At 65.2% G+C, this 24,383-nt stretch carries 20 protein-coding genes and 2 tRNA genes; 14 read left to right on the plus strand and 8 right to left on the minus strand.

The window, feature by feature from the left end:
• Window positions 1–48 precede the first annotated feature (48 nt).
• From trxB to AWU67_RS14485, 4 genes are all read left to right on the plus strand, one after another.
• On the plus strand, window positions 49–1,023 hold the full coding sequence (gene trxB / locus AWU67_RS14470; protein WP_067230584.1) for a thioredoxin-disulfide reductase: 975 nt from the start codon (window positions 49–51) through the stop codon (window positions 1,021–1,023).
• A 36-nt stretch (window positions 1,024–1,059) separates the two neighbouring features.
• Complete coding sequence (trxA, locus tag AWU67_RS14475) at window positions 1,060–1,383, plus strand: thioredoxin (RefSeq protein ID WP_067230587.1); 324 nt, start codon at window positions 1,060–1,062, stop codon at window positions 1,381–1,383.
• 116 nt (window positions 1,384–1,499) lie between these two features.
• Entirely contained in the window at window positions 1,500–2,813 is a 1,314-nt protein-coding gene (locus AWU67_RS14480) for a PLP-dependent aminotransferase family protein (RefSeq protein WP_067230590.1), read from the plus strand.
• A gap of 73 nt (window positions 2,814–2,886) precedes the next feature.
• A complete protein-coding gene (locus AWU67_RS14485) occupies window positions 2,887–3,885 on the plus strand; it encodes a D-alanine--D-alanine ligase family protein (protein WP_082717027.1) in 999 nt (332 codons plus the stop codon).
• A 3,257-nt stretch (window positions 3,886–7,142) separates the two neighbouring features.
• Here the strand turns inward: AWU67_RS14485 and AWU67_RS14490 are convergent.
• The 8 genes from AWU67_RS14490 to rpmH all read right to left on the minus strand — a co-directional run bounded on the left by AWU67_RS14490 (window position 7,143) and on the right by rpmH (window position 12,675).
• On the minus strand, window positions 7,143–8,102 hold the full coding sequence (locus AWU67_RS14490) for a ParB/RepB/Spo0J family partition protein (protein ID WP_067230593.1): 960 nt from the start codon (window positions 8,100–8,102) through the stop codon (window positions 7,143–7,145).
• 2 nt (window positions 8,103–8,104) lie between these two features.
• Window positions 8,105–9,049, minus strand: a complete 945-nt coding sequence (locus tag AWU67_RS14495; RefSeq protein WP_067232866.1) for a ParA family protein — start codon at window positions 9,047–9,049, stop codon at window positions 8,105–8,107.
• 556 nt (window positions 9,050–9,605) lie between these two features.
• Window positions 9,606–10,235, minus strand: coding sequence for a 16S rRNA (guanine(527)-N(7))-methyltransferase RsmG (gene rsmG, locus AWU67_RS14500; protein WP_067230596.1), 630 nt, complete (start codon window positions 10,233–10,235; stop codon window positions 9,606–9,608).
• A gap of 14 nt (window positions 10,236–10,249) precedes the next feature.
• Window positions 10,250–10,825: a protein jag gene (locus AWU67_RS14505; protein ID WP_082717205.1), complete on the minus strand. Its 576-nt coding sequence runs from the start codon at window positions 10,823–10,825 to the stop codon at window positions 10,250–10,252.
• Window positions 10,826–10,832: 7 nt separating this feature from the next.
• Window positions 10,833–11,816, minus strand: a complete 984-nt coding sequence (yidC, locus tag AWU67_RS14510) for a membrane protein insertase YidC (RefSeq protein ID WP_067230600.1) — start codon at window positions 11,814–11,816, stop codon at window positions 10,833–10,835.
• Window positions 11,817–11,824: 8 nt separating this feature from the next.
• Complete coding sequence (gene yidD / locus AWU67_RS17030) at window positions 11,825–12,133, minus strand: membrane protein insertion efficiency factor YidD (RefSeq protein ID WP_082717028.1); 309 nt, start codon at window positions 12,131–12,133, stop codon at window positions 11,825–11,827.
• Entirely contained in the window at window positions 12,130–12,513 is a 384-nt protein-coding gene (rnpA, locus tag AWU67_RS17035; protein ID WP_082717029.1) for a ribonuclease P protein component, read from the minus strand. Before rnpA ends, yidD begins: the two co-directional genes overlap by 4 nt.
• A gap of 24 nt (window positions 12,514–12,537) precedes the next feature.
• A complete protein-coding gene (rpmH, locus tag AWU67_RS14515) occupies window positions 12,538–12,675 on the minus strand; it encodes a 50S ribosomal protein L34 (RefSeq protein WP_047408363.1) in 138 nt (45 codons plus the stop codon).
• Window positions 12,676–13,101: 426 nt separating this feature from the next.
• On the opposite strand from rpmH, the gene dnaA reads away from it, so the two are divergent.
• From dnaA to AWU67_RS14565, 10 genes are all read left to right on the plus strand, one after another.
• Complete coding sequence (dnaA, locus tag AWU67_RS14520; protein WP_067230604.1) at window positions 13,102–14,577, plus strand: chromosomal replication initiator protein DnaA; 1,476 nt, start codon at window positions 13,102–13,104, stop codon at window positions 14,575–14,577.
• Window positions 14,578–15,014: 437 nt separating this feature from the next.
• Window positions 15,015–16,163, plus strand: a complete 1,149-nt coding sequence (gene dnaN / locus AWU67_RS14525) for a DNA polymerase III subunit beta (protein WP_067230607.1) — start codon at window positions 15,015–15,017, stop codon at window positions 16,161–16,163.
• Between the two features lie 14 nt (window positions 16,164–16,177).
• Window positions 16,178–17,068, plus strand: a complete 891-nt coding sequence (gene gnd, locus AWU67_RS14530; RefSeq protein ID WP_067230611.1) for a phosphogluconate dehydrogenase (NAD(+)-dependent, decarboxylating) — start codon at window positions 16,178–16,180, stop codon at window positions 17,066–17,068.
• A gap of 61 nt (window positions 17,069–17,129) precedes the next feature.
• On the plus strand, window positions 17,130–18,335 hold the full coding sequence (recF, locus tag AWU67_RS14535; RefSeq protein ID WP_067230614.1) for a DNA replication/repair protein RecF: 1,206 nt from the start codon (window positions 17,130–17,132) through the stop codon (window positions 18,333–18,335).
• Window positions 18,336–18,343: 8 nt separating this feature from the next.
• Window positions 18,344–18,865: a DUF721 domain-containing protein gene (locus tag AWU67_RS14540; RefSeq protein WP_082717030.1), complete on the plus strand. Its 522-nt coding sequence runs from the start codon at window positions 18,344–18,346 to the stop codon at window positions 18,863–18,865.
• A gap of 122 nt (window positions 18,866–18,987) precedes the next feature.
• A complete protein-coding gene (gene gyrB / locus AWU67_RS14545; RefSeq protein WP_067230622.1) occupies window positions 18,988–20,967 on the plus strand; it encodes a DNA topoisomerase (ATP-hydrolyzing) subunit B in 1,980 nt (659 codons plus the stop codon).
• Between the two features lie 113 nt (window positions 20,968–21,080).
• The gene (gene gyrA / locus AWU67_RS14550; RefSeq protein ID WP_067230626.1) at window positions 21,081–23,663 is read left to right on the plus strand and encodes a DNA gyrase subunit A; all 2,583 of its coding nucleotides are present in this window, start codon (window positions 21,081–21,083) and stop codon (window positions 23,661–23,663) included.
• On the plus strand, window positions 23,656–24,060 hold the full coding sequence (locus AWU67_RS14555) for a DUF3566 domain-containing protein (RefSeq protein ID WP_067230630.1): 405 nt from the start codon (window positions 23,656–23,658) through the stop codon (window positions 24,058–24,060). Before gyrA ends, AWU67_RS14555 begins: the two co-directional genes overlap by 8 nt.
• A 70-nt stretch (window positions 24,061–24,130) precedes the next feature.
• Window positions 24,131–24,204: transfer RNA gene (locus AWU67_RS14560), tRNA-Ile, on the plus strand.
• Between the two features lie 66 nt (window positions 24,205–24,270).
• A tRNA-Ala gene (locus tag AWU67_RS14565) sits at window positions 24,271–24,342 on the plus strand.
• The last annotated feature ends 41 nt before the right edge of the window (window positions 24,343–24,383 follow it).

Consider the following 24,383-nt stretch of genomic DNA (forward strand, 5'->3'; position numbering starts at 1 on the left):
GTCGCAGCGCTCAGGCACAACAACCGCAACACCATTCAGGGAGTATTCGTGCGTCAGGTCATCATCATCGGCTCCGGCCCCTCGGGCTACACCGCGGCCATCTACGCCGCCCGCGCCAACCTCCAGCCGCTGCTGATCGCCAGCTCTGTCGAGGCCGGCGGCGAGCTGATGAACACCACGGATGTCGAGAACTTCCCCGGCTTCCCTGAGGGCATCCAGGGCCCCGAGCTGATGACGCAGATGCAGCAGCAGGCCGAGCGCTTCGGCACCGAGGTCGTCTACGACGACGTCACCAGCCTCGACCTGAGCGGCGATGTGAAGACCGTCACGCTGGGCTCGGGTGAGACCCACGAGGCCCTCTCCGTGATCTTCGCCACCGGCTCCGCATACCGCAAGCTGGGCGTCGAGGGCGAAGAGAAGCTCTCCGGCCACGGTGTCTCGTGGTGCGCAACGTGCGATGGCTTCTTCTTCCGCGAGAAGGTCATCGCCGTCGTCGGCGGTGGCGACTCCGCCATGGAGGAGGCCACCTTCCTCACCCGCTTCGCCTCCAAGGTCTACGTCATCCACCGCAAGGACAGCCTGCGCGCCTCCAAGATCATGCAGGAGCGCGCATTCAACGACCCGAAGATCGAGTTCATCTGGAACTCCGAGGTCACCTCGATCAACGGCGAGAGCGCCCTGGCTGGCGTCAGCCTGCGCGACACCGTGACCGGGGAGGCCTCCGAGCTCGCCCTGGACGGTCTGTTCATCGCGATCGGAAACGACCCGCGCACGCACCTGATCCACGGCCAGCTGGACCTCACCTCTGAGGGCACCATCGCGGTCGCCGGGCGCTCGTCCAAGACGTCCCAGACCGGCGTCTTTGCCGCGGGCGACGTCATCGACCCCAGCTACCGCCAGGCCATCACCGCCGCCGGCTCCGGCTGCGTCGCCGCACTGGACGCCGAGCACTACCTGGCTTCGCTGCCGGCCGAGCTGGCCGCCGCTGCATCCGAAACGGCAACCGCGTCCGCCTCTGCCTAAGCCCCAGACCAACAGATTTCACCGAAGGAGAACGCAATGAGCGCACGTGCCGTTACCGAAGCCACCTTTGAGGCCGAGGTTCTCAACAACGAGAAGACCGTTCTGGTCGACTTCTGGGCAGAGTGGTGTGGCCCCTGCCGCGCCGTCAGCCCCATCCTCGACCAGATCGCGACCGAGCACTCTGAGAAGCTCGACATCGTCAAGGTCAACGTCGATGAGAACCCGCAGTTGGCGATGAAGTACCAGATCACCAGCATCCCGGCGATGAAGGTGTACCAGGGCGGCGAGGTCGTGAAGACCGTTATCGGCGCCAAGCCCAAGCCTGCCCTCGAAGCCGACCTGGCCGCCTACCTCGCGTAGCCGACCGGTCTCCACTGAACCCTCGGCCTTCTGGCCGGGGGTTTCGTGCATTAACGGACCGACTTTGGCGATACCCCAATTCCAATAGCATTGAAGCGCACGAGAATGGATGACGAGTGACTGAAAATAACCAGCCCGGCAACAACCTCGACCCGTGGTATTCGCACTATGCGGAGCGAGCCGCGGGCCTCCGAGCCTCTGAGGTGCGCGCGCTCTTCGCGGTGGCCTCCCGACCGGAGGTCGTCAGCCTCGCCGGCGGGATGCCATTCGTGTCTGCACTGCCACAGGATCTCGTGATCAATGCGATGGACCAGGTCATGGTCAAGCAGGGCCCGACCGCGCTTCAATATGGCTCTGGTCAGGGAGTTCCCGCGCTTCGCGAGCAGATTCTCGAGGTCATGGCCCTCGAGGGGATCCAGGCCAACGCCGACGATATCGTAGTCACCACTGGCTCCCAGCACGCCCTCGAACTGGTCAGCAAGCTCTTCCTCGACCCGGGTGACGTTGTCATCTCCGAGGGGCCGAGCTACGTCACGGCCATGGTGATCTTCCGCTCCTACCAGGCGGACGTCGACCACGTTCCGATGGACGAGCACGGCATGATCCCCGAGGCGCTGCGCGAGCACATCACCCGCCTGAAGGCCGCCGGGCGCAACATCAAGCTGCTGTACACGATCCCGAGCTTCCACAACCCGGCCGGCGTCACGCTGAGCTGGGAGCGACGGATCGAGATCCTGGCGATCGCCAAGGAGCACAACATCCTCGTGCTCGAGGACAACCCCTACGGCTTGCTCTACTTTGACAAGCCGGCACCGGATGCCATGCGCTCGATCGAGGAGGAGGGGGTCATCTACCTCGGCACCTTCTCTAAGACCCTCGCGCCCGGATTCCGCACCGGGTGGGCGCTGGCCCCCCACGCGATCCGCGAGAAGCTCGTGCTGGCCAACGAGGCAGCCGTGCTCTCCCCGAGCTCATTCAGCCAGCTCGTCATCTCGGAGTACTTGGCGACCGCCGACTGGAAGGAACAGATCAACACCTTCCGCGGCGTCTACCGAGAGCGCAAGGAGGCGATGATCTCGGCACTGGGGGAGCACCTGCCCCAACTTGAGTGGACCAACCCCAACGGCGGGTTCTACGTCTGGGTTACCCTGCCCGAGCCACTCGACTCCAAGGCGATGCTGCCGCGCGCCGTCAAGGAGCTTGTCGCCTACACTCCGGGCACCGCTTTCTACGGCGACGGCAATGGGCACCAGAACATGCGTCTCTCGTTCTGCTACCCGACACCGGAACAGATTCGCCTCGGCATTCGTCGACTCGCATCTGTCATCGGGGGAGAGCTCGAACTGCTCGAGACCTTCAAGGGCACCGGCACCCTCGGTGCGGCCCCCGGAACGGCGCAATTCGCCTCGCCGCCGCCCAACGTTTCCTAGTGTCTACCCACTCTGAAGTGGACCCACTCAGAGAACTCGTTCTGCACAACTGAAATCGAAGAAAGTCCTGATAATGACTGAAAACCTTGCAGCGGACACCGGGCTGGACGCCTCGGATGGCGGCACCGAGGCCACTTCGCTCGACATCGTCGTCCTGGCCGGTGGCATCTCGCACGAGCGCGACGTTTCGTTGCGCTCCGGTCGCCGCGTCGCCGATGCGCTGACCGGTGCCGGGCACCGCGTGACCGTGCTCGACCCCGACGCGACCCTGCTCGACGCGATTGCCGCGCACAAGCCGGACGTCGTCTGGCCGGCACTGCACGGAGCGAGTGGCGAAGACGGCGCACTGCTCAGCCTGCTCGAAGCGGCCGGGGTGTCCTTCGTTGGTTCGCGCGGAGACGACGCGGCACTGGCTTGGTCGAAGCCCACCGCCAAGACGCTCGTCGCACGCGCCGGCATCGCGACGCCGGCATCCATCACGCTGGCCAAGGAGACCTTCCGCGACCTCGGCGCCGCCAACGTGCTGCGCCGCGTCATCGACCGTCTCGGTGACGACCTCGTGGTGAAGCCCTCCGTCGGTGGCTCGGCCCAGGGTGTCTCGCTCGTCGGATCCGAGGCAGAACTGCCACGCGCCGTCGTCGAGGCTTACACCTACTCGGATGTCGCCCTGATCGAGCAGCGCATCAGCGGAGTCGAGCTCGCCGTCGGAATCATCGACACCGGCGCCGGCCCCGAGGCGCTTCCCGCAGTGGAGATCCGGGCCAGCAGCGGCGTCTACAGTTTTGACGCTCGCTACAACGCGGGGGAGACCACCTTCTTCGCTCCGGCTCGCATCACACCCGAGGCCGCGGCCCTCGTCGCCGAGACCGCGGTCGCGGTGCACCGTCTGCTCGGACTCCGCCACGTCTCGCGCATCGACTTCATCCTCGATGCAGAGGGCACGCCGTGGTTCCTCGAGGCGAACGTCCTCCCCGGCCTCACAGAGACCTCGCTGCTGCCTCAGGCGATCGAGGCCTCAGGGCGGGAGCTTGGAGCCGTCTACGGGGCTCTGGCGGCCGCTGCGCGCCACTAGAAGCGCACTCGGGCACGAGTCACACACGAAAGGGCACCCGGTGGGTGCCCTTTCGTCGTTCCCGCCCAATGTTTCACGTGAAACGCCCGTCAACGGTCCGGGGGCGGGGAGTGGTCCAGCCCGCCCGCCGATTGATCCTGCCGAGATCATTGCTCCACCGAACTCGGCGACTGAACTCACCACACATCGCCGTGCTGCGCTCTCCCCGTCGACTGGAGGGGGCCGCGCCGCGACGAAGAAGCAGCGCAGCTCCCGAAGCCCGGGATCCGTCGTGATCGCTTTGCCCGCTCTCGCCGATGTTGGCTTCGGTCCGAGTTGCCCGCCACCCTAGGAGTGGGTCCTACCCGCTGATCGCCGCCGTCGGAATCGTCCGCCCTACTGCGTGTGGTCGCGGGCTCCTGGACCCCGCCAGGCGAATGGGTTAGCCAGGTCTCAACCTGTGGCCGCTACGTCCCCGCCGACTCGAGGGAGCCGCGCCGCGACGAAGGAGCAGCGCAGCGCCAGAAGCCCCGGGAGCCAACGTGATCGATACGCCCTCGTTCAATGACGCTGCCCCCTGCTCCCAAACGGGCACAAACGACTGGGCACCCGTTGCAGTCCACAGCACAGCCCGAGACGGCGAGCGTCGCGCACTCCGTCAATCGAACCGGCTCGCTTTAGCGCAGCCCGACCACAGCTGAGGCCCACCCAGCCCCACCCAGAGTCGGCCAGCAGCGAGCGTGCAGCCCGAGCGGCGTGAGCGGCGTAGAGCCTCGTTCGCAAGCCCTCTTGGGCCATTGAGAGGGGGAGAGCATTGCGAGGGAGGTGACACCGCGCCGAGAGCTGGGGCGGCTTGCCGGCAGTGACCCGAGGGAATCCACTGCGAACGGTGCCAGCCGCCCTCGTCCTGCGCCTCTCGGAGCCGAATCGAGGAGCTCACGCTGGCCAGCCAGGGTGGCTTCTGTCGCAGGTTCCCTCGCCCCACTGAGAGAGGGAGCAATTGGGAAGAAGTGGCACCGCGGCCGACGGCCAGAGCTGCGTGCCAGCAGCGTCCCGAAGAGCCAAACGCGCGCAGCGCCAGGTGGCGTCGCGCGGAGCTCTGCACGCCCTCGCAGAACCGAGTGGGCGAGCTCGCACTGACCAGCCGGGGTGGCTTTGGTCGCAAGCTCCCTCGAGCCACCGAGCGAGGCACTGGTACTGCGGCCGAGGGCGCGGGCAGCTTGCCAGCAGCGAGGCTAGAGGCCGGCGGTGAGCGGCGCCTGCCTTGCTCGCGCCGCACGTGATCTTTCCCGCGGAGCCGCGTCGAGGAGATCGTGCCGGTCAGCCGAGGTGGCGTCGGTCGCAGGCTCCCTCGAGTAACCGAGAGGGGAGCGTTACCGGAAGCGCGGAGGGGGTAGCGGCACAGCCGCCGAAGGCCAGAGCAGATTGCCGGCAGCCTTCCGAGGAGTCAGCTTTGAGCGGCACCAACCCCGTCGCCTTTCGAACTGACCGCACGTGTAGGGCGGCGTCGGGACTCGACGCCGGCCAGCCGCGGTGGCTTCGGTCGCAAGCTCCCTCGAGCCACCGGAAGGGAGTGGCGTCAGTAGGGGGAGAGGTTCGCCGGGGCGGGCCCCGGAGCAGGCGCTGGAGGCTGATAAGCGCGCAGCCGGAGCGGGCGCAAACTAGACGCTCTGGGAGAGCAACGGAGCGCCAGCAGAGATCCACAGGTCGAAGTCCGCAGGCGCAGCAGTCACGACCACGCTGTGGCTCAGAGCACCCCCGCAGAACACGGCGATAGTGAGGGTCGTGCGGTCGGAGAGGTGGCTTCGGTCGCACGCTCCCTCTAGCCACCGAGAAGAGGGCGCTGGCGGGAGTGACAAGGGGGTGACAAGGGGGTGTGGCACTGCGGCCGAGAGCGAGGACGGCGTCGGGACTCGACGCCGGCCAGCCGCGGTGGCTTCGGTCGCAAGCTCCCTCGAGCCACCGGGAGGGAGTGGCGTCAGAGGGGGAGAGGTTCGACGGGGCGGGCCCTGGAGCGGGCGCTGGAGGCTGATGAGTGGGCAGCCGGAGCGGGCGCAAACTAGACGCTCTGGGAGAGCAACGGAGCGCCAGCAGAGATTCACGGGTCGAAGTCCGCAGGCGCAACGGTCACGACGACACTGCGGCTCAGAGAGCCCCCGCAGAACACGGCGATAGGAGGGTCGTGCGGGCGGAAAGGTGGCTTCGGTCGCAAGCTCCCTCTAGCCACCGAGAAGAGGGCGCTGGCGGGAATGACAAGGGGGAGTGCCACTGCGGCCGAGAGCGAGGGCGGCGTCGGGATTCGACGCTGGGCAGCCGGCCGGGGAGCAGAGGGCGAGAGTGAGGATGGGGCGTTGGCAGTGCGTCGAGGGGCCCTCTGTGGGCGGCGCCAGGTTCGGTCGCGTCGCCGCTGCGTGTCCCTGCTGGGGCTGCATCGACGAGTCCACAGTGGGCCAGCGTCGGTGGCTTCGGTCGCAAGCTCCCTCGAGCCACCGGGGGAGAGGGAGGACTGACGGGAGTCGAAGGGGCCAGGGGGCGAGCGGGGCGCGGCTGAGGGCGGGGTGCCGGTAGGAAGTCGGACAGTGACTGTGAGTGGCGCCAGCCGCTCTCGCGCTGCGCCCCGCGCGCCCCCGCAGAACCACGTCGGGGAGCCTGCGCTGGCCAACTGTGGTGGCTTCGGTCGCAAGCTCCCTCGAGCCACCGGGGAGAGGGAGGTCTGACGGGAGCCGAAGGGGCCGGGGGGCGAGGCTGAGGGCGGGGTGCCGGTAGGAAGTCGGACAGTGACTGTGAGTGGCGCCAGCCGCTGTCGCGCGGCTCCCTGCGCGCCCCCGCAGAACCACGTCGGGGAGACTGCGCGGGCTAGCCGTGGTGGCTTCGGTCGCAAGCTCCCTCGCGCCACCGGGGGAGAGGGAGGACCGACGTGAGTCGAAGCGGTCGGAGTCGAAGGGGCCGGGGGCGAGCTAGGCGAGGCTGAGGGCGGGGTGCCGGCAGGAAGTCGAGAGCGACTCTGAGTGGCGCCAGCCGCTGTCGCGCTGCGCCCCGCGCGCCCCCTCAGAACCACCTCTGGGAGCCTGCGCTGGCCAGCCGTGGCGGCTTCGGTCGCAAGCTCCTTCCAGCCACCGGGAGGGTGCAGCACCGTGGGCGAGTGCCTGAGGAGGGGCGGGGCGCCGCTCACCCTCAGCGATGTTTCACGTGAAACGGGACGACTGGGTGGTGTCCGGGGCAAACACGAATGCCCCATGTTTCACGTGAAACATGGGGCACTCGAGAAGGCGCAGGCGCTACTTGGTGAAGCCGGGCTCACCGATCTCGCCGAGGATGCGGTTGAGATCGCCAACCGTCGCGAAGTCGATTGTGATCTGACCCTTGCGGGCACCCAGATGCATCTTCACGCGGGTGTTCAGGCGATCACCCAGGCGCTCTGCGATCTCGTCGAGGTGGGCCTGCTTCTTGCCGGCGTTGGGCTTGACCACCGGAGCAGGCTTCGGAGCCTTGCTGGCGACGGCCTCGGCGCTGCGCACGGACAGGTCTTCATTGACGATCTTGTCAGCCAGGCGCTGCATGGCCTCGGGCTCACCCACCGAGAGGATGGCGCGAGCGTGCCCGGCGGAGAGCACACCGGCGGCGACGCGCATCTGCACGGGGGAGGGGAGCTTCAGCAGTCGAAGCGTGTTGCTGATCTGCGGGCGCGAGCGGCCGATCCGGTTACCGAGCTCCTCCTGAGTAATGCCGAAGTCACTGAGCAGCTGCTGGTAGGCCGAGGCTTCTTCAAGCGGGTTGAGCTGCGAACGGTGCAGATTCTCGAGCAGCGCGTCGCGCAGCATGTCGTCGTCGGCGGTTTCGCGGATGACGGCAGGGATGGTGCTCAGGCCAACCTCCCGAGTCGCGCGGAGGCGACGTTCACCCATGACGAGCTCGTACTTACCCGGAAGTGAGGCGTGCGGGCGCACGACGATCGGCTGCAGCACGCCGATCTCACGAACGCTGTGCACGAGTTCGGCCAAGTCCTGCTCGTTGAACACCGTGCGCGGCTGCACGGCGTTCGGCACGATGTCGGAGGGGTTCAGGTGTGCCAGGCGGGCACCGGGGACGGCGAGGAGCTCTTCACGGTCTACATCCGCCGTCTTGGCCGCCCCCACCGTGTCGGGGAAGAAGACGTCGACGGGTCGCCCCCGCGGGCTGTCGTCAACCATGGGGATCAGTGCGCCGATACCGCGGCCGAGGCCGGTTCGTTTTGCCATTGCTATTTCCCTCCCGTTCGTGCTGAAACCTGGGGTGCACCGCGGCGGGCCATTTCGGCGGCCGCCTCTTGGTACGACAGCGAGCCAGAGGAGTTGGTGTCGTAGCTCACCACACTCTGGCCGTAGCTCGGCGCCTCAGAGACGCGCACGGAGCGGGGGATGATCGTGCTCAGCACCTGCTGGGGGAAGTGGTCACGCACATCTTGCGCCACCTGGTTCGCCAGGTTCGTTCTGGCGTCGTACATCGTGAGCAGAATGGTCGAAACCCGGAGCACCGGGTTGAGGTGCTTCTCGATCATCTCGATGTTCTTCAGCAGTTGGCTGAGTCCCTCGAGCGCGTAGTACTCGCACTGGATCGGGATCAGAACCTCGCTGGCCGCCACGAAGGCGTTGATCGTCAGCAGGCCGAGGGATGGCGGGCAGTCGATGAAGACGTAGCTGTATGGCTCGTCCATCTCGCTGAGGTGAACGTCGAGCGCACGACGCAGTCGCTGCTCACGAGCGACAAGAGAAACCAGCTCGATTTCCGCTCCAGCCAGGTGAATATTTGCTGGAACGCAGTACAACTCACCCTGTTCTGGGCTCTTCTGCACGACGGAACCGAGCGGGAGATCTTCAATGATGACGTTGTAGATGCTGGGTACGTCAGCACGGTGCTCGACTCCGAGGGCGGTGGAGGCATTGCCCTGCGGGTCTAGGTCGATCACGAGCACCTTGGCACCGAGGCGGGCGAGCGCAGCAGCGAGGTTGACAGCGCTCGTCGTCTTGCCGACTCCACCCTTCTGGTTCGAGATGGTGAGCACACGGGTCTTCTCGGGGAGGGGGAGTGTGAGCTCGGCGATCGCCTGTCGCCGGCGGGTGAGGCTCGCGACTTCGTCGGCGAGCGGTGCCTTGTCAACAGGGGAGGAGTGAGACGCCACTGTGTCGGATGCGGCATCCTCGGCCATCGCCGCGTGCGTCGCCGCATCCCAGTCGATCGCTGCACTCACGGCGGGCACCGAAACTCTGGCCGCGGCGCGAGCCGCGGGGGCCGGGGGAGCGGAGGGCTCGGAGGGCTCGGGAGCGTCCGGAACAGCTGGAGTCTCGATGGATTGTTTCACGTGAAACGGTGCTTCTTCCTGGTGGTCACCGGCGCTGTCGTCGACAAGAACGATGTCTTCGTTGTCAGCGATAGCCGGCGGCGTTGCGTTTGGGTCGTTTTCAGTGCTGTGGGAGCCATCCTCAGCAGCACTCGGGTTCATCTGGGCATCGACAATGGCGTCGAATGCGGCGAGAGAAACAACAGGAGTGGGGTCAGTCTGCGCCGAAGTGATGCCGGCCGCGGGTTCCGAGACGGAATCCTCACGCCCCTTCTTGTGGAACCATCCACGGCTCGCGGCACTCGCCATCTGCTATCCATTCCCTGCGGTCGGTCGTCCTAGAAGCTTGCCGATGCGATTCCGCCCAGTACTGAGCGATCAGCACAGCATGCGCCGTCCACGGTAGAAATGTCCGAGACGGCGACTAACCCACTGTAGCCCGAATGACGCGAGTTTCCTCGCTCAGAATTCCTTCACCGAGCACAAGGACCTCAACGGCGCTGAGCTTGTACTTGCGAATGGCCTTTTCGGCCGCGCCGATCTCGGCCGGCGCCCCCGCACCCTTCATGAGCACGAGCTCACCGCCCCGCTTCAGCAGGGGAGCGGTCAACGGAAGCAGAGTTCGCAGAGCGCTCACTGCGCGCGCGGTGACCTGGTCGAAGCTGCCCTCGCGCTTGGTCTCTTCGGCCCGAGCCCTGAGAACCTCAACGTTCTGCAAACCGAGTTCCTGCACCTGGGAGTTGAGCCACGCAACGCGACGCTCCATGGGTTCGATCAGAACGAAGTTCACGTCGGGGCGTGCGATGGCGAGCACCAGACCGGGGAGACCCGCGCCACTGCCGACGTCGCCCACCAGGCCAGGGCGCAGCAGTGGCGCGACAATCGCACAGTTCAAGACGTGCCTGGTCCAGAGCCGGGGGAGTTCCAGCGGGCCGATCAGACCGAGCTCCTCGCCGTGGGTGGCCAGGTTCGTCGTGAAGGCGCGGCCAAGGGCCAACTGCTCACCGAACACGGCTGCCGCAGCCGACGGTTCCGTTTCGAGGGTGTCGATCATCGTTTCACGTGAAACTATGCGCGGCGGCTGATCACGGTGTGGCGATCGCGACCTTCACCGTCAGACTCGGACGTGTAGCCGCGCTCACCGACGATGTCGTGCACGAGCTTGCGCTCGTAGGAGGACATTGCAGGCAGTGCTGCCGACGAGGCGCCGGCCTCGATGCGCTCGATGGCGCGGGTCACAAGAGCCGTGAGCTCTGCCTCGCGGGCATCGCGCGAGCCACCGATGTCGAGGATCAGGCGAGAGAAGACACCGGTCTTGCTCTGCACGGCGAGCCGGGTGAGCTCCTGCAGGGCGTTCACCGTGTCGGGACGGGAAAGCACCGAGATGTTGGCGCCCTCGCCGGCATTCACCGAGAGGTAGGCGCGGCCATTGCGAGCGTCGATGTCGATGTCGCCGTCCAGGTCGCAGATGTCGAGGAACTCCTCGATGTAGTCCGCGGCGATGTCACCCTCCTGCTCAAGCTGGGCCTGAGTGGGGGCTGCTGAGCGTTCCGCGGCGGTCGTGTCGCCGGCTGCGTCACGGACGAAGGCCGGGGCCTCGACGGCGATGTCGTCGGGAGTCGGGATGTTCTGCACGTCGGTCATCATCGTCCTACTTCTTTTCGCCGGGCTTGGCCTGCTTCTTGGCCCGGTTCTTGCTGATCGGCTGCTGCCGCTGGGAAGGCTTGGCCGCTTCCTCGTCTACGACGATAACGGTTCCGTCGGTCGCGATGAGCTTTCCCTTGCGGGCAAGGCGCTCCTCGCGGGCCTTGGCGGCCTCGCTGCCGGGGGTCGGCATGTTGCGGATGACGAGGAACTGCTGGGCCATGGTCCAGACGTTCGAGGTGAGCCAGTAGAACATGACGCCGAGCGGGAACGCGACACCGGAGAAGGCGAAGACGAGGGGGAGTAGGTAGAGCATGATGCGCTGCTGCTTGAACATCGGGCTCGCCTTGGTCTCCGGCGACATGTTCTTAGAGACGATCTGCAGCTGCGTGATGAACTGCGATGCGGTCATCAGCACGACCATGATGGCTGCGATGACCATCACGGCGGCGTCGAAGGGCTGACCTGCGATCATCAGCGTCCACTGCGAGGCGAAGGAGCTGTGCAGTGGCGCGACGCCGAAGAGCGAGGCATCGCCGAACTGCTTGGCGAGAGTCTCGTTGAGCGGGCCGACACCGGACTTGCCGTGCTGGGCGTCGTTGAGCACCGAGAACAGGGCGAAGAAGATCGGCATCTGCAGGAGCAGCGGCAGGCAGGAGCTGAGCGGGTTGGTGCCCGTCTTCTTGTAGAGCTCCATCGTCTCGCGGGACATGGCCTCGCGCGAGAACTGGTCTTTCTTGCCCTTGTACTTCTCTTGGATCTTCTTCAGCTGCGGGGCAACCTCCAGCATGCGGCGCTGGTTCTTGATCTGCTTGACGAAGATGGGGATCAGGGCGGCGCGTACGACGAGCACGAGGCCAACGATGGACAGCACCCAGGTGAGACCGGCAGCGGGGTCAAGGCCGGCCGTGCTGAGCAGCCAGTGCCAGCCCACCAGAAGGAGCTCAACCGCCCACTTCAGCGGCCAGAGAACGATCGAGATCAAGTCCATTGTTGGGGTTAGCCCTTTCCTTGGCCTGCAACGACAAAGCCGAATGCGTTCACGCGATAACGCTGAACACTCTTGAGGGGAACATCATCGATCCCGCCCTCCGCCCAGGGATGGCATCGCACCAGGCGTTTGACCGCCAGTGCACCACCCACGACGACTCCGCGGTCCTGCACTGCGGTGAGTGCGTACTGCGAACATGAGGGGTAATAACGACAGACATCTCCGTAGAGCGGAGAAATCACCGCACGGTAGCCGCGCAGAAACAAAACAACGGCGTTGCGCGGGATAAGCAGTATCGTGGCCAGAATTCTGTTCACGATGCGACTTCCGAGCGCCGTGCCGCGCCGTGGTTCGACGAACGCCGTAGCGAGGTAGAAACCTCGCTCTGCACGGTGTCCCACGAAATGTCGGAACTCCCGGGCAGCGCGCGAATGACCACGTCGGCTCCGGAGGGAACCTGATCAAGCAGCGCAAAAGTCGCCGCCTTGAGCCGGCGCCGCACGCGATTACGCTGCACGGCACCGCCGACGGTCTTGGCGACGATAAATCCAAAACGAGCGCCCCGGGCAGCAGAAGTCTGCACTTCCGCGCCGGAGCGCACGTACGTCACGAAATGAGCCGTGACGTATCTCCGCCCCCTGCGGACGACGCCCTTATAGTCGTCGGCCGTTGTGATGCGGTTCGCCTTGGCAAGCACTGGGCTTGAACGAAGCCTGGGTGCTTAAGCGGACAGCTCGACGCGACCCTTGCGGCGACGAGCGCCCAGGATGGCGCGGCCGGCGCGGGTACGCATGCGCAGACGGAAACCGTGCACCTTGGCGCGACGACGGTTGTTCGGCTGGAACGTTCTCTTGCTCATTGTGTGTACTCCACGTGTTCGATCTCCACGAGCCAGAGAGCGGCCGGGAAAGAAATTTGGGCAGCCAGAAGGCTGGGGTCAACCTATTAAAACTACGGCCTCGACCGGCTGTGGTCAAACCGGAACCGCGTCAGGCCGCGGATTCCCTACGTCATTCCCAGCTTATGTTGACCCGGCACACGGCAATCTAGAGCGCGATTTGGAGTGGGCCCTTCAAGAGATTAGCGTGAGGCACCGAGTTATCCCCAGCAAGATGCGCGTAATTCCGCTAGTTTTGTCAGAATTACACACAGGGGTGGATAACTCTGTGAGTACTTTTCACTTTCTCGGATGTGCTGCCACCGGCATCCCGCGCTGCACCACTGCAGGGCGACGCCGAGAGGGGCCACTAGCGCCGAAGAGTCACCGAGTAAGTGTGGAGAAACAATGGCCGACGTCGAACAGCCGATCGAGAACACCTGGGGCGCAGTGCTCGCCGGCCTCGCGACCGACAGCACCATCACCCCGATGCTCTACGGATTCCTGAATCTGGTCGAGCCCAAGGGCATCGCCGCAGGCACCTTCTACCTGGAGGTGCCCAACGACTTCACGGCGAGCATGCTCAACCAGCGCATGCGCACCTCGCTGCTTGCGGCCATGAGCGCAATCGGCACGCCCGCTATCGCCAACTTCTATGTCGTGGTCAACCCGGAGCTGGAGAACGAGGTGGCGACGCAACAGGCCTTCGAGTCCCAGGAACCCGGAACCCTCGCCCCGCCGGCGCTCCAGGCGCCCGTCGCACCCGTGCAGCAGCCGGCGAATGTCGTCGAGACCCCGGCGACGCCGCAGTCAGTCTTCGAGCACAGCTCGCCAGAGCAGTCCAATGACACCCGACTGAACCCGAAGTACAGCTTCGACAACTTCGTCATCGGGCAGTCCAACCGTTTCGCCCACGCCGCAGCCGTCGCTGTCGCCGAGGCACCGGCCAAGGCATACAACCCGCTCTTCATCTATGGCGACTCCGGTCTGGGCAAGACCCACCTCCTGCACGCCATCGGCCACTACGCCATGAGCCTGTACCCGGGCGTGCGCGTGCGCTACGTGAGCTCTGAGGAGTTCACGAACGACTTCATCAACTCGATCGCCAACAACCGCGGTGCAGTGTTCCAGTCCCGCTACCGCAACATCGACATCCTGCTCATTGACGACATCCAGTTTCTGCAGGGCAAGGCTGAGACCCAGGAAGCCTTCTTCCACACCTTCAACACTCTGCACGATCACAACAAGCAGGTGGTCATCACCAGCGACCTGCCGCCCAAGGCCCTCACCGGCTTCGAGGATCGCATGCGCAGCCGCTTCGAGTGGGGCCTCATCACCGACGTGCAGGTACCCGACCTCGAGACCCGCATCGCCATTCTGCGCAAGAAGGCCCAGTCGGAGCGGATGCAGGCGCCGGACGACATCCTCGAATTCATCGCGACCAAGGTGTCGTCGAACATCCGCGAGCTCGAGGGCACGCTGATCCGTGTGACGGCCTTTGCCAGCCTCAACCGCACGCCCGTCGACATGAACCTGGTGCAGACCGTGCTGAAGGACCTCATCACGCTCGACGAGGACAACGTCATCGCGCCGGTCGACATCATCACGAACACGGCCGACTACTTCAAGCTCACCGTTGACGATCTCTATGGCTCCAGCCGGTCGCAGGCCGTCGCCACGGCCAGGCAGATCGCCATGTACCTCTGCCGTGAGCTGACGAACCTCTCGCTGCCCAAGATCGGGCAGCTGTTCGGCAATCGCGACCACACCACGGTCATGTACGCGAACAAGAAGATCAGCGAGCTGATGAAGGAACGTCGCTCGATCTACAACCAGGTGACAGAGCTCACCAACCGGATCAAGCAGAACCACCGCTACAAGTAGGGTCTTGCGCTCGACGCGCCCGGGCCGCCACAATATTCCACTACTCACATGTTGGGGATAACTTGTGGATAGTTAATGAGCAACTCCTGTGAAGCTGTTGAAGAATCCAGTGTTCTTGTGGGTTTGGGCCTTCTGCCCGCAGTCGTTCCGCATCCAGAAGGTCGTTAACGCTCACACAAGTTCAACAGGCTGACCCCGCCTAGTTCGCTGTGTATACATCGAATTAACATAGTTATCCACAGTTTCCACAGCCGTTAAGACCGTTAAAGAATTCTTAAATAGATCTCCCATGCGACAACCTTGTGGACGGACGAGCCGCCCACGGTGCCAAACGAATGACAAGAAACCCACGCCGTAATGGCAGGGGTTAGCATGGAGCCCAGCCCGACAGCCCCGCTGTCAGGCGCAGACGACCAGCAGCGAACAGGAGCGCCTTCGTGAAGTTTCAGGCCAACCGGGATGTGTTCAGCGAGGCGGTTTCCTTCGCCGTCAAACTCCTCCCGCAGCGCACGACGCTGCCCATCCTCAGCGGTGTGCTGATTCAGGCCACAGAGACCGGACTGATCCTGTCGTCGTTTGACTACGAGGTTTCCGCACAAACGGAGATCGCGGCGGACGTCGAAGAAACCGGGACTGTGCTGGTCTCCGGACGTCTCCTCGCCGAGATCGCGAACCGTCTGCCCAACGCCCCGGTGCGCTTCAGCACCGAGGAGAGCCGCATCGTCGTCAGCAGCGGCTCGGCCAGCTTCACCCTGCTCTCCATGCCCGTCGAGGAATATCCGAGCATCCCGCAGATCAGCTCCGAGTCCGGGCTCGTCCCCGCCGAAGAGTTTGCCGCCGCAGTCGCGCAGGTCGCCGTCGCAGCCTCCAGGGACGACGTCACCCCGGTCATCACCGGCGTGCAGCTCGAGGTCAGCGAGAACAGCCTCGGCCTGGTCGCAACCGACCGCTACCGCGTCGCCGTGCGCGAGATCAACTGGGACAGTGGCAGCACCACGAGCTCCGAGCCCATCACCGCGCTTGTTCCGGCCCGCACCCTGCAGGAGGTCGGCAAGACGTTCGGCAACGCCGGCAACATCTCCGTCGCGATCACAAACAGCGACGATCGCGAACTGATCGCGTTCACGGCCAACAAGAAGACCGTCACCAGCCTGCTGATCAAGGGAAACTTCCCCCCGGTCCGCCGCCTGTTCCCCGACACGATCGAGAACTACGCGGTCATGAACACCGCCGAGCTGATCGAGGCCACCCGTCGCGTCGCGCTCGTTCTCGAGCGCGAGGCCGCGCTGCGCTACAGCTTCACGCCGGACGGGCTCACCCTGGAAGCGATCGGATCCGAGCAGGCCCAGGCCTCCGAGACCATCGACGCAGTGCTGACCGGCGACGAGATCGTCGTCTCGCTCAAGCCGCAGTTCCTGCTCGACGGCCTGGGCGCGGTGCACTCCGAGTTCGTGCGCATCTCGTTCACCCGCACCGAGAACCCGAACAAGCCCGGCCCCGTGCTGATCACCAGCCAGAGCTCGAAGGAGCAGCCGGGTGCCGACAGCTACAAGTACTTGCTGCAGCCGAACCTTCTGCTGCGCTGATCAGGGAGTTCATCATGCATATCGGTCTCGTTGGCCTCGGCAAGATGGGCGACAACATGCGCTCCCGGTTGCGCGCCCAAGGCATTGAGGTCACCGGCTACGACCGGAATCCCGCCGTCACGGACGCCGCGAGCCTTACCGAGATGGTCGCCGCGCTTCCGGCCCCGCGCACGGTCTGGGTCATGGTGCCGGCCGGCGCGATCACGGATGCCGTGATCGACGAGCTCGGCGGCCTGCTGGCCCCCGGCGACCTCGTGATCGACGGCGGTAACTCGCGTTTCACCGAGGACTTCAAGCACGCAGAGCAGCTCGGAACGCACGGCATCGACTTCATCGACGCCGGTGTCTCTGGCGGGGTCTGGGGCCGCGAGAACGGGTACGGCCTGATGGTCGGCGGCACCGCAGAACAGGTGGAGCGGGTGATGCCCGTCTTCGACGCGCTGCGCCCGGAAGGCCCGCGTGAGGAAGGCTTCGTGCACGTGGGCGAAGTCGGCGCCGGCCACTACGCCAAGATGGTGCACAACGGCATCGAATACGCCCTGATGCAGGCATACGCCGAGGGCTATGAACTGCTCGATGCGCGCACCGACCTGATCAAGGACGTTCCGGGAACATTCAAGGCCTGGCAGCGCGGCACGGTCGTGCGGTCCTGGCTGCTCGAGCTTCTCGTGCGCGCGCTCGACGAAGATGCCGATCTGAGCGATATCGAGGGCTACGTCGACGATTCCGGCGAGGGCCGGTGGACCGTCGAGGAAGCCATCGCCAACGCTGTGCCCGTGCCCACGATCAGCGCGTCGATCTTCGCCCGTTTCGTCTCGCGGCAAGAGGACTCCCCGGCGATGAAGGCTGTCGCGGCGCTCCGCAACCAGTTCGGCGGCCACGAGATAAAAAAAGCCGACAGCTAAAACGGGCAATCGGACGGAGTGCAGATCACTCTGTCAGAGGGCCCCGGCTAGGGTTGAGGCCGTGTTCGTATCCCATCTGAGCCTCACCGACTTCCGCAACTATGCGGTCGCCGAGGTCGAGCTGCGCCCGGGTCCGAACCTGATTGTCGGCCGCAACGGGCAGGGCAAGACGAACCTCGTTGAGGCGCTGGGCTACCTCAGCACGCTCGGCTCGCACCGGGTGTCGAGCGACCAGGCCATGATCCGCGCCGGCCGGGACGCCGCGATCATCCGCGCCAGGCTCGAACACGCCCAGCGATCGATCCTGGCCGAGGTGCAGCTGAACCGCAGCGGCGCCAACCGCGCACAGATCAACCGTTCGGCGATCAAGCCGCGCGAACTGCCGCGCTACTTCTCCAGTGTGTTGTTCGCCCCCGAGGACCTCTCGCTGGTGCGGGGCGACCCCTCCGGCCGGCGCCGCTTCCTCGACCAGCTCCTGATTCTGCGTTCCCCGCGCCTCGCCGGGGTGCTTGCCGACTACGACCGCGTGCTGAAACAACGCAACACCCTGCTGAAATCGGCACGGGCCCGCGGCGTGCGCGGCGATGCCCTCTCGACCCTCGACATCTGGGACGAGCGTCTCGTCGCGCTCGGATCCGAGATCATCGACGAGCGGATGCTGCTGACCCGCGCCCTCCGAGAGCCGCTGCGCGCCGCCTACCACGCGGTCGCCGGCGACGACCACGGCCCGGAGCTGCGGCCGCAGCTCAGTATTTTCGGCGGCTCCGCCGCGGATGCAGAAGACGACGGTTCCGGCTGGCCTGTTTCGACCGGCGGGAGCGGTGCCAGCAACGGCAACGCAAGCGGGGACGGCTGGACCGGCGGAGAGAGCACTTCAGAAAAATTTCGCGACTCGCTCCGCGAGGTACGCAGCAAGGAACTGGACCGCGCCATCACGCTGCGCGGACCGCACCGCGACGACCTCGTCTTCATGTTGAACGACCTCCCGACCAAGGGGTACGCCAGCCACGGCGAGTCCTGGTCGTTCGCGTTGGCGCTGAAACTCGCCGCCGCCGAGATCCTGCGCCGAGAGTCGGCATCCGGCGACCCGGTGCTGATCCTGGACGACGTCTTTGCCGAGCTGGACCAGCAGCGGCGCAGCCGGCTGGCCGAAGCCGTGACCGGCTACGAGCAGGTCCTCATCACGGCCGCCGTGCTCGAGGACATCCCCGCCGTGCTCACCGCGCACACCATTCACATCCGCGCCGGCGAGGTCGTCGATGGCTGAGGTCGCTGATGGCTGAACAGAATTCAAGGCCGATGGAACCGGACGATTCGATCGAGAGTGAGGCCGGCCGGGTGTACCTGCACCTAAAGGAGGTGTTCGGCGGGCTGCCGCGCGGGCCGCGCCTGAAGCGCAAGAAGAAGCACGACCCGACCGAGAGCCAGGCCTTCGGCGTCGGCCGCGACCCGAAGGGGCTCGGCGACTCCCTCACCCTGCTGACCAACCAGCTGGGCTGGCGGGCGCCGCTCACCCAGGCAGACCTGCTGAATTCCTGGGTCGCTATCGCGGGGGCGGAGACGGCGAAGCACTCCAGGCCGCTCGGAATCGACGAGGGTGTACTCACGGTGCAGTGCGAATCGACGGCGTGGGCGACGCAATTGCGGCTCATGCGGGTCGAGATCATGACGCGCATCGCCACCGAGTTCCGAGAAGCGGGCGTCGTCTCCATCCGGTTCCAAGGGCCGAACGCCCCATCCTGGAAAAAGGGCCCCAGATCGATTCCAGGGCGTGGCCCGCGCGATACCTACGGGTAGGGCGGCAAATTCGGTCAACTCGCGACATTGAGGCCGTTAGAAGGCGAAATTCCGCACTGCGAGGGCCTCAATTTGGTAGGATCGGAAGGTCGCCCAAACGACGGTCAGGAGCCTATTTTCATATGACATCGGAACCGAACACGAGCGATCCAGTGCCCGAGTACGGCGCAAACGAGATCCAGGTTCTCGAAGGCCTCGAAGCGGTGCGGAAGCGCCCGGGTATGTACATCGGTTCCACCGGTCCCCGCGGTCTGCACCACTTGGTCTACGAGATCGTCGACAACTCCGTCGACGAGGCTCTTGCCGGCTACTGCGACACGATTGACGTGACGATCCTGGCCGATGGCGCCGTGCGCGTCGACGACAACGGCCGCGGAATCCCCGTCGACCTGAACCAGGGACTCGGAATCTCGACCGTCGAGGTCGTTCTGACCGTTCTGCACGCCGGTGGCAAGTTCGGCGGCGGCGGCTATGCGGTCTCCGGCGGCCTGCACGGCGTTGGTTCCTCGGTCGTGAACGCCCTCTCCAGCCGCCTCGAGGTCGAGGTGCGCCGACAGGGCCACGTCTGGCGACAGAGCTTCAAGCACGGCGTCCCCGACGCCCCGCTCGCGCAGGGCGAGCCGTCCGATGAGACCGGAACCCGGATCACCTTCTGGCCGAGCCCGGACACCTTCGAGACCGTCGAGTTCGACTATGAGACGCTGCGGGCACGCTTCCAGCAGATGACGTTCCTCAACAAGGGCCTGCGAATCAACCTCACCGACGAGCGTGAGATCAGCCGCGACGACGAGGGCAAGCCCCGCCACAACTCGTACCTCTACGAGCAGGGCCTCAAGGACTACGTCGAGTACCTCAACAACGCCAAGAAGGCGGAGGTCGTGCACGACGAGATCATCTCCTTCGAATCGGAGGGCGCCGACAAGAAGATCGCGCTCGAGGTCGCCATGCAGTGGACCTCTGCCTACACCGAGAGCGTGCACACCTACGCGAACACGATCAACACGCACGAGGGTGGAACCCACGAAGAGGGCTTCCGCGCCGCGCTCACGACGCTGGTCAACAAGTACGCGCGTGAAAAGGGCATCCTGAAGGAGAAGGATGAGAACCTCTCCGGCGACGACGTGCGCGAGGGCCTGACCGCCGTCATCTCGATCAAACTGGCCGAGCCGCAGTTCGAGGGCCAGACCAAGACCAAGCTGGGCAACACCGAGGCGAAGGCATTCGTGCAGCGCGTCGTCGGTGTCGAGCTGGCCGACTGGTTCGACCGCAACCCGAACCAGGCCAAGGACATCATCCGCAAGTCCCTGCAGGCCGCGACCGCCCGCATGGCGGCGCGCAAGGCCCGCGAGGGTGCCCGCCGCAAGGGCCTGCTCGAGTCCGGCGGCATGCCGGGCAAGCTCAAGGACTGCCAGTCGAAAGACCCGTCGATCTCTGAGATCTTCATCGTCGAGGGTGACTCGGCCGGCGGCTCCGCCGTGCAGGGCCGCAACCCCGAGACGCAGGCCATCCTGCCGCTGCGCGGCAAGATCCTCAACGTCGAGAAGGCGCGGCTCGACCGTGCCCTCGGCAACAACGAGGTGCAGGCCATGATCACGGCCTTCGGTGCCGGCATCGGCGAGGACTTCAACACCGAGAAGGTCCGCTACCACAAGATCGTTTTGATGGCGGATGCCGACGTCGACGGCCAGCACATCACCACGCTGCTGCTGACGCTGCTGTTCCGCTACATGCGCCCGCTGATCGACCTCGGCTACGTCTACCTGGCGCAGCCGCCGCTGTACCGCTTGAAGTGGACGAACTCGGCACACGAGTACGTCTACTCCGACCGGGAGCGCGACGCGATGCTGGTCGAGGGCCAGGCCGCCGGCAAGCGCATCCCCAAGGACAACGGCATCCAGCGCTACAAGGGTCTCGGCGAGATGGACTACTCGGAGCTGTGGGAGACCACGATGAACCCCGAGACCCGCACACTGCTGCAGGTCACCCTCGACGACGCGGCCGCGGCCGATGAGGTGTTCTCCACCCTGATGGGCGAAGACGTCGAGAGCCGCCGTAACTTCATTCAGCAGAACGCGAAGGACGTGCGCTTCCTCGACATCTAGCGAATGCTCGCTGGCTGGCCCAACCGAAACCCCTTGATGTGGTTTCGACCGGGCCGGCCAGCGGAGCAGCTAGATCACAGCGCACAAGCACGAGCAGAGACTAGAGAAGGCAAATGGCAGACGAAGACAACACCACCGGTGCCGAGCAGACGAGCGCCGAGGAGGCGCAGAGCGCTGCGCACTTCGCGGCGCACGGCAAGATCGATCAGGTCGACCTGCAGCTCGAGATGCAGCGCTCCTACCTCGACTACGCCATGAGCGTTATCGTCGGGCGTGCTCTGCCCGATGTGCGCGACGGACTGAAGCCGGTGCACCGCCGCGTTATCTACGCAATGTTCGACGGCGGCTACCGCCCCGACAAGGCATTCTCCAAGTGCTCGCGCGTCGTCGGCGACGTCATGGGCCAGTTCCACCCGCACGGCGACAGCTCGATCTACGACGCGCTGGTGCGTCTGGTCCAGCCGTGGAGCCTGCGCTACCCGCTCGCTCTCGGCCAGGGCAACTTCGGCTCGCCCGGCAACGACGGCGCAGCCGCCCCGCGTTACACCGAGACCAAGATGGCCCCGCTCGCGCTCGAGATGGTGCGCGACATCGACGAAGACACCGTCGACTTCCAAGACAATTACGACGGCCGCACCCAGGAGCCCTCGGTCCTGCCGGCCCGCTTCCCGAACCTCCTGGTCAACGGATCCGTCGGCATCGCGGTCGGTATGGCCACGAACATCCCCCCGCACAACCTGCGCGAGGTCGCCGCCGGCGCCACCTGGTACCTGGAGAACCCCGACGCGACCCGCGAGGAACTGCAGGAAGCGCTGATGCAGCGCATCAAGGGCCCGGACTTCCCGACCGGTGCCCAGATCCTCGGCACCAAGGGCATCCACGACTCCCAGCGCACCGGACGCGGCTCGATCACCATGCGCGCCGTCGTCTCGGTCGAGGAGATCCAGAACCGCACCTGCCTCGTCGTCACCGAGCTGCCCTACCAGGTCAACCCGGACAACCTCGCGATCAAGATCGCCGACCTGGTCAAGGACGGCAAGATCACCGGCATCGCCGACATCCGTGACGAGACCTCCGGCCGCACCGGCCAGCGCCTCGTCATCGTGCTGAAGCGCGACGCCGTCGCCAAGGTTGTGCTGAACAACCTGTACAAGCACACGCAGCTGCAGGAGAACTTCGGCGCCAACATGCTCGCGATCGTCGACGGCGTTCCGCGCACGTTGTCGGTCGACGGATTCATCCACGCCTGGGTCATGCACCAGGTCGAGGTCATCGTGCGGCGCACCCAGTACCGCCTGAAGAAGGCCGAAGCCGAGGCGCACATCCAGCGCGGCTACGTCATGGCCCTCGACGCCCTCGACGAGGTCATCGCCCTCATTCGCCGGTCCCCGGATGTCGAGAAGGCGCGCACCGGCCTGATGGAGCTGCTCGGAGCCGACCAGCTGCAGGCCGACGCCATCCTCGCCATGCAGCTGCGCCGTCTGGCCGCCCTTGAGCGCCAGAAGATCATCGACCGACTGAACGAGCTGGAGCTGGCCATCGCCGAGTTCCACGCGATTCTGGCCTCAGAGGTTCGCCAGCGCGAGATCATCATCGAGGAGCTCGCCGAGATCACGGCGAAGTTCGGCGACGACCGCCGCACCGAGATCATGTACGGCTACGACGGCGACATGAGCGTCGAAGACCTGATCCCCGAGGAGGAGATGGTCGTCACCGTCACCCGCGGCGGTTACGTCAAGCGCACCCGCAGCGACAACTACCGCAGCCAGCACCGCGGCGGCAAGGGCGTCAAGGGCGCCCAGCTGCGCGCGGATGACGTGGTCGAGCACTTCTTCGTCACGACGACGCACCACTGGCTGCTGTTCTTCACGAACGCCGGCCGCGTCTACCGCGCCAAGGCGTACGAGATCCAGGAGGCCGGCCGCGACGCCAAGGGCCAGCACGTCGCGAACCTGCTCGAGATGCAGCCGGACGAAGAGATCACGCAGATCCTCGACATCCGCGACTACGAGGTCGCCACCTACCTGGTGCTGGCCACCCGCGACGGCCTGATCAAGAAGACCGCTCTCTCGGAGTACGACACCAACCGCTCGCGCGGCATCATCGCCATCAAGCTGCGCGAGGGCGACGCCCTCGTCTCGGCCATGCTGCTGAACGAAGACGATGACGTGCTGCTCGTCTCGCGCAAGGGCATGTCGATCCGGTTCCGCGCCAGCGACGAGGCACTGCGACCCATGGGCCGCAGCACGTCCGGCGTTGGCGGAATGCACTTCCGCGGCGACGACGAACTGCTCGACGCCTCGGTCGTCACCGACGAGGGCTACGTCTTCGTCGTGACGGAGGGCGGCTACGCCAAGCGCACCTCGGTCGACCAGTACCGCCTGCAGAACCGCAACGGTTTGGGCATCAAGGTGGCCAAGCTGAGCGAGGACCGGGGCGACCTGGCCGGCGCCATCATCGTCGAAGAGCAGGACGAGGTCCTTGTGGTTCTTGCCAGTGGCAAGGTGGTACGCTCTGACGTCGCTGAAGTCCCAGCCAAGGGACGCGACACCATGGGGGTTGTTTTCGCCAAATTTGCCGATGATGACCGAATTATCGCAATCGCGAAGAACACCGAACGCAATCTGGAGCAGGCCGACGACGAGTCGGCGGATGCAGAGGGCGAACCCGGGAAGGAAGAAACCGTCAATGAGTAGTGTCGCTGACAAACTTGCCAAGAAGTCGAACCGTCGCCCGGCGACGAAGCAGGTGCGACTCAAGCTGGTCTACGTCGATTTCTGGTCGGCCGTCAAGCTGTCGTTCCTGATTTCGATCTGCATGGCCATCGTCACGATCGTGGGCACGTTCCTGATCTACACGGTGCTGGACCAGACCGAGATCTTCGCCGAAGCCGACAAGCTCTTCAAGGACGTCACCGGCGGCGCGCAGAGCCTCACCAGCTTCATCTCGTTGCCCCAGGTGATGGGCTTCACCACGGTCGTCGCACTGCTCGACATCGTCATCGTCACGGCGCTCGGCGCGATTATGGCCGTGCTGTACAACCTCAGCGTGAAGGTCACCGGCGGCATTCTCGTCGGCTTCACCAACAACTAGACGCGCGCGGGATACGATCCCGATTTCGTCATTTCGGTGGTGGTCAGGTAATGTCATACCTGCCCATTCCGGGGATATAGCTCAGGCGGTTAGAGCGCTTCGCTGATAACGAAGAGGTCCCAGGTTCAAGTCCTGGTATCCCCACGAATCGGCCGGATCGAGAAATCGAGCCGGCAATTCAGATCGAGAAGTGTTCTCAGAACCTCTCGAGGGCCTTAGCTCAGTTGGTAGAGCGCCTGCTTTGCAAGCAGGATGTCGGGAGTTCGATTCTCCCAGGCTCCACAGAATAAAGATTGAAGGCCGACGAAAGTCGGCCTTCTTTC

The organism is Microterricola viridarii, assembly GCF_001542775.1.
GTDB lineage: Bacteria > Actinomycetota > Actinomycetes > Actinomycetales > Microbacteriaceae > Microterricola > Microterricola viridarii_A.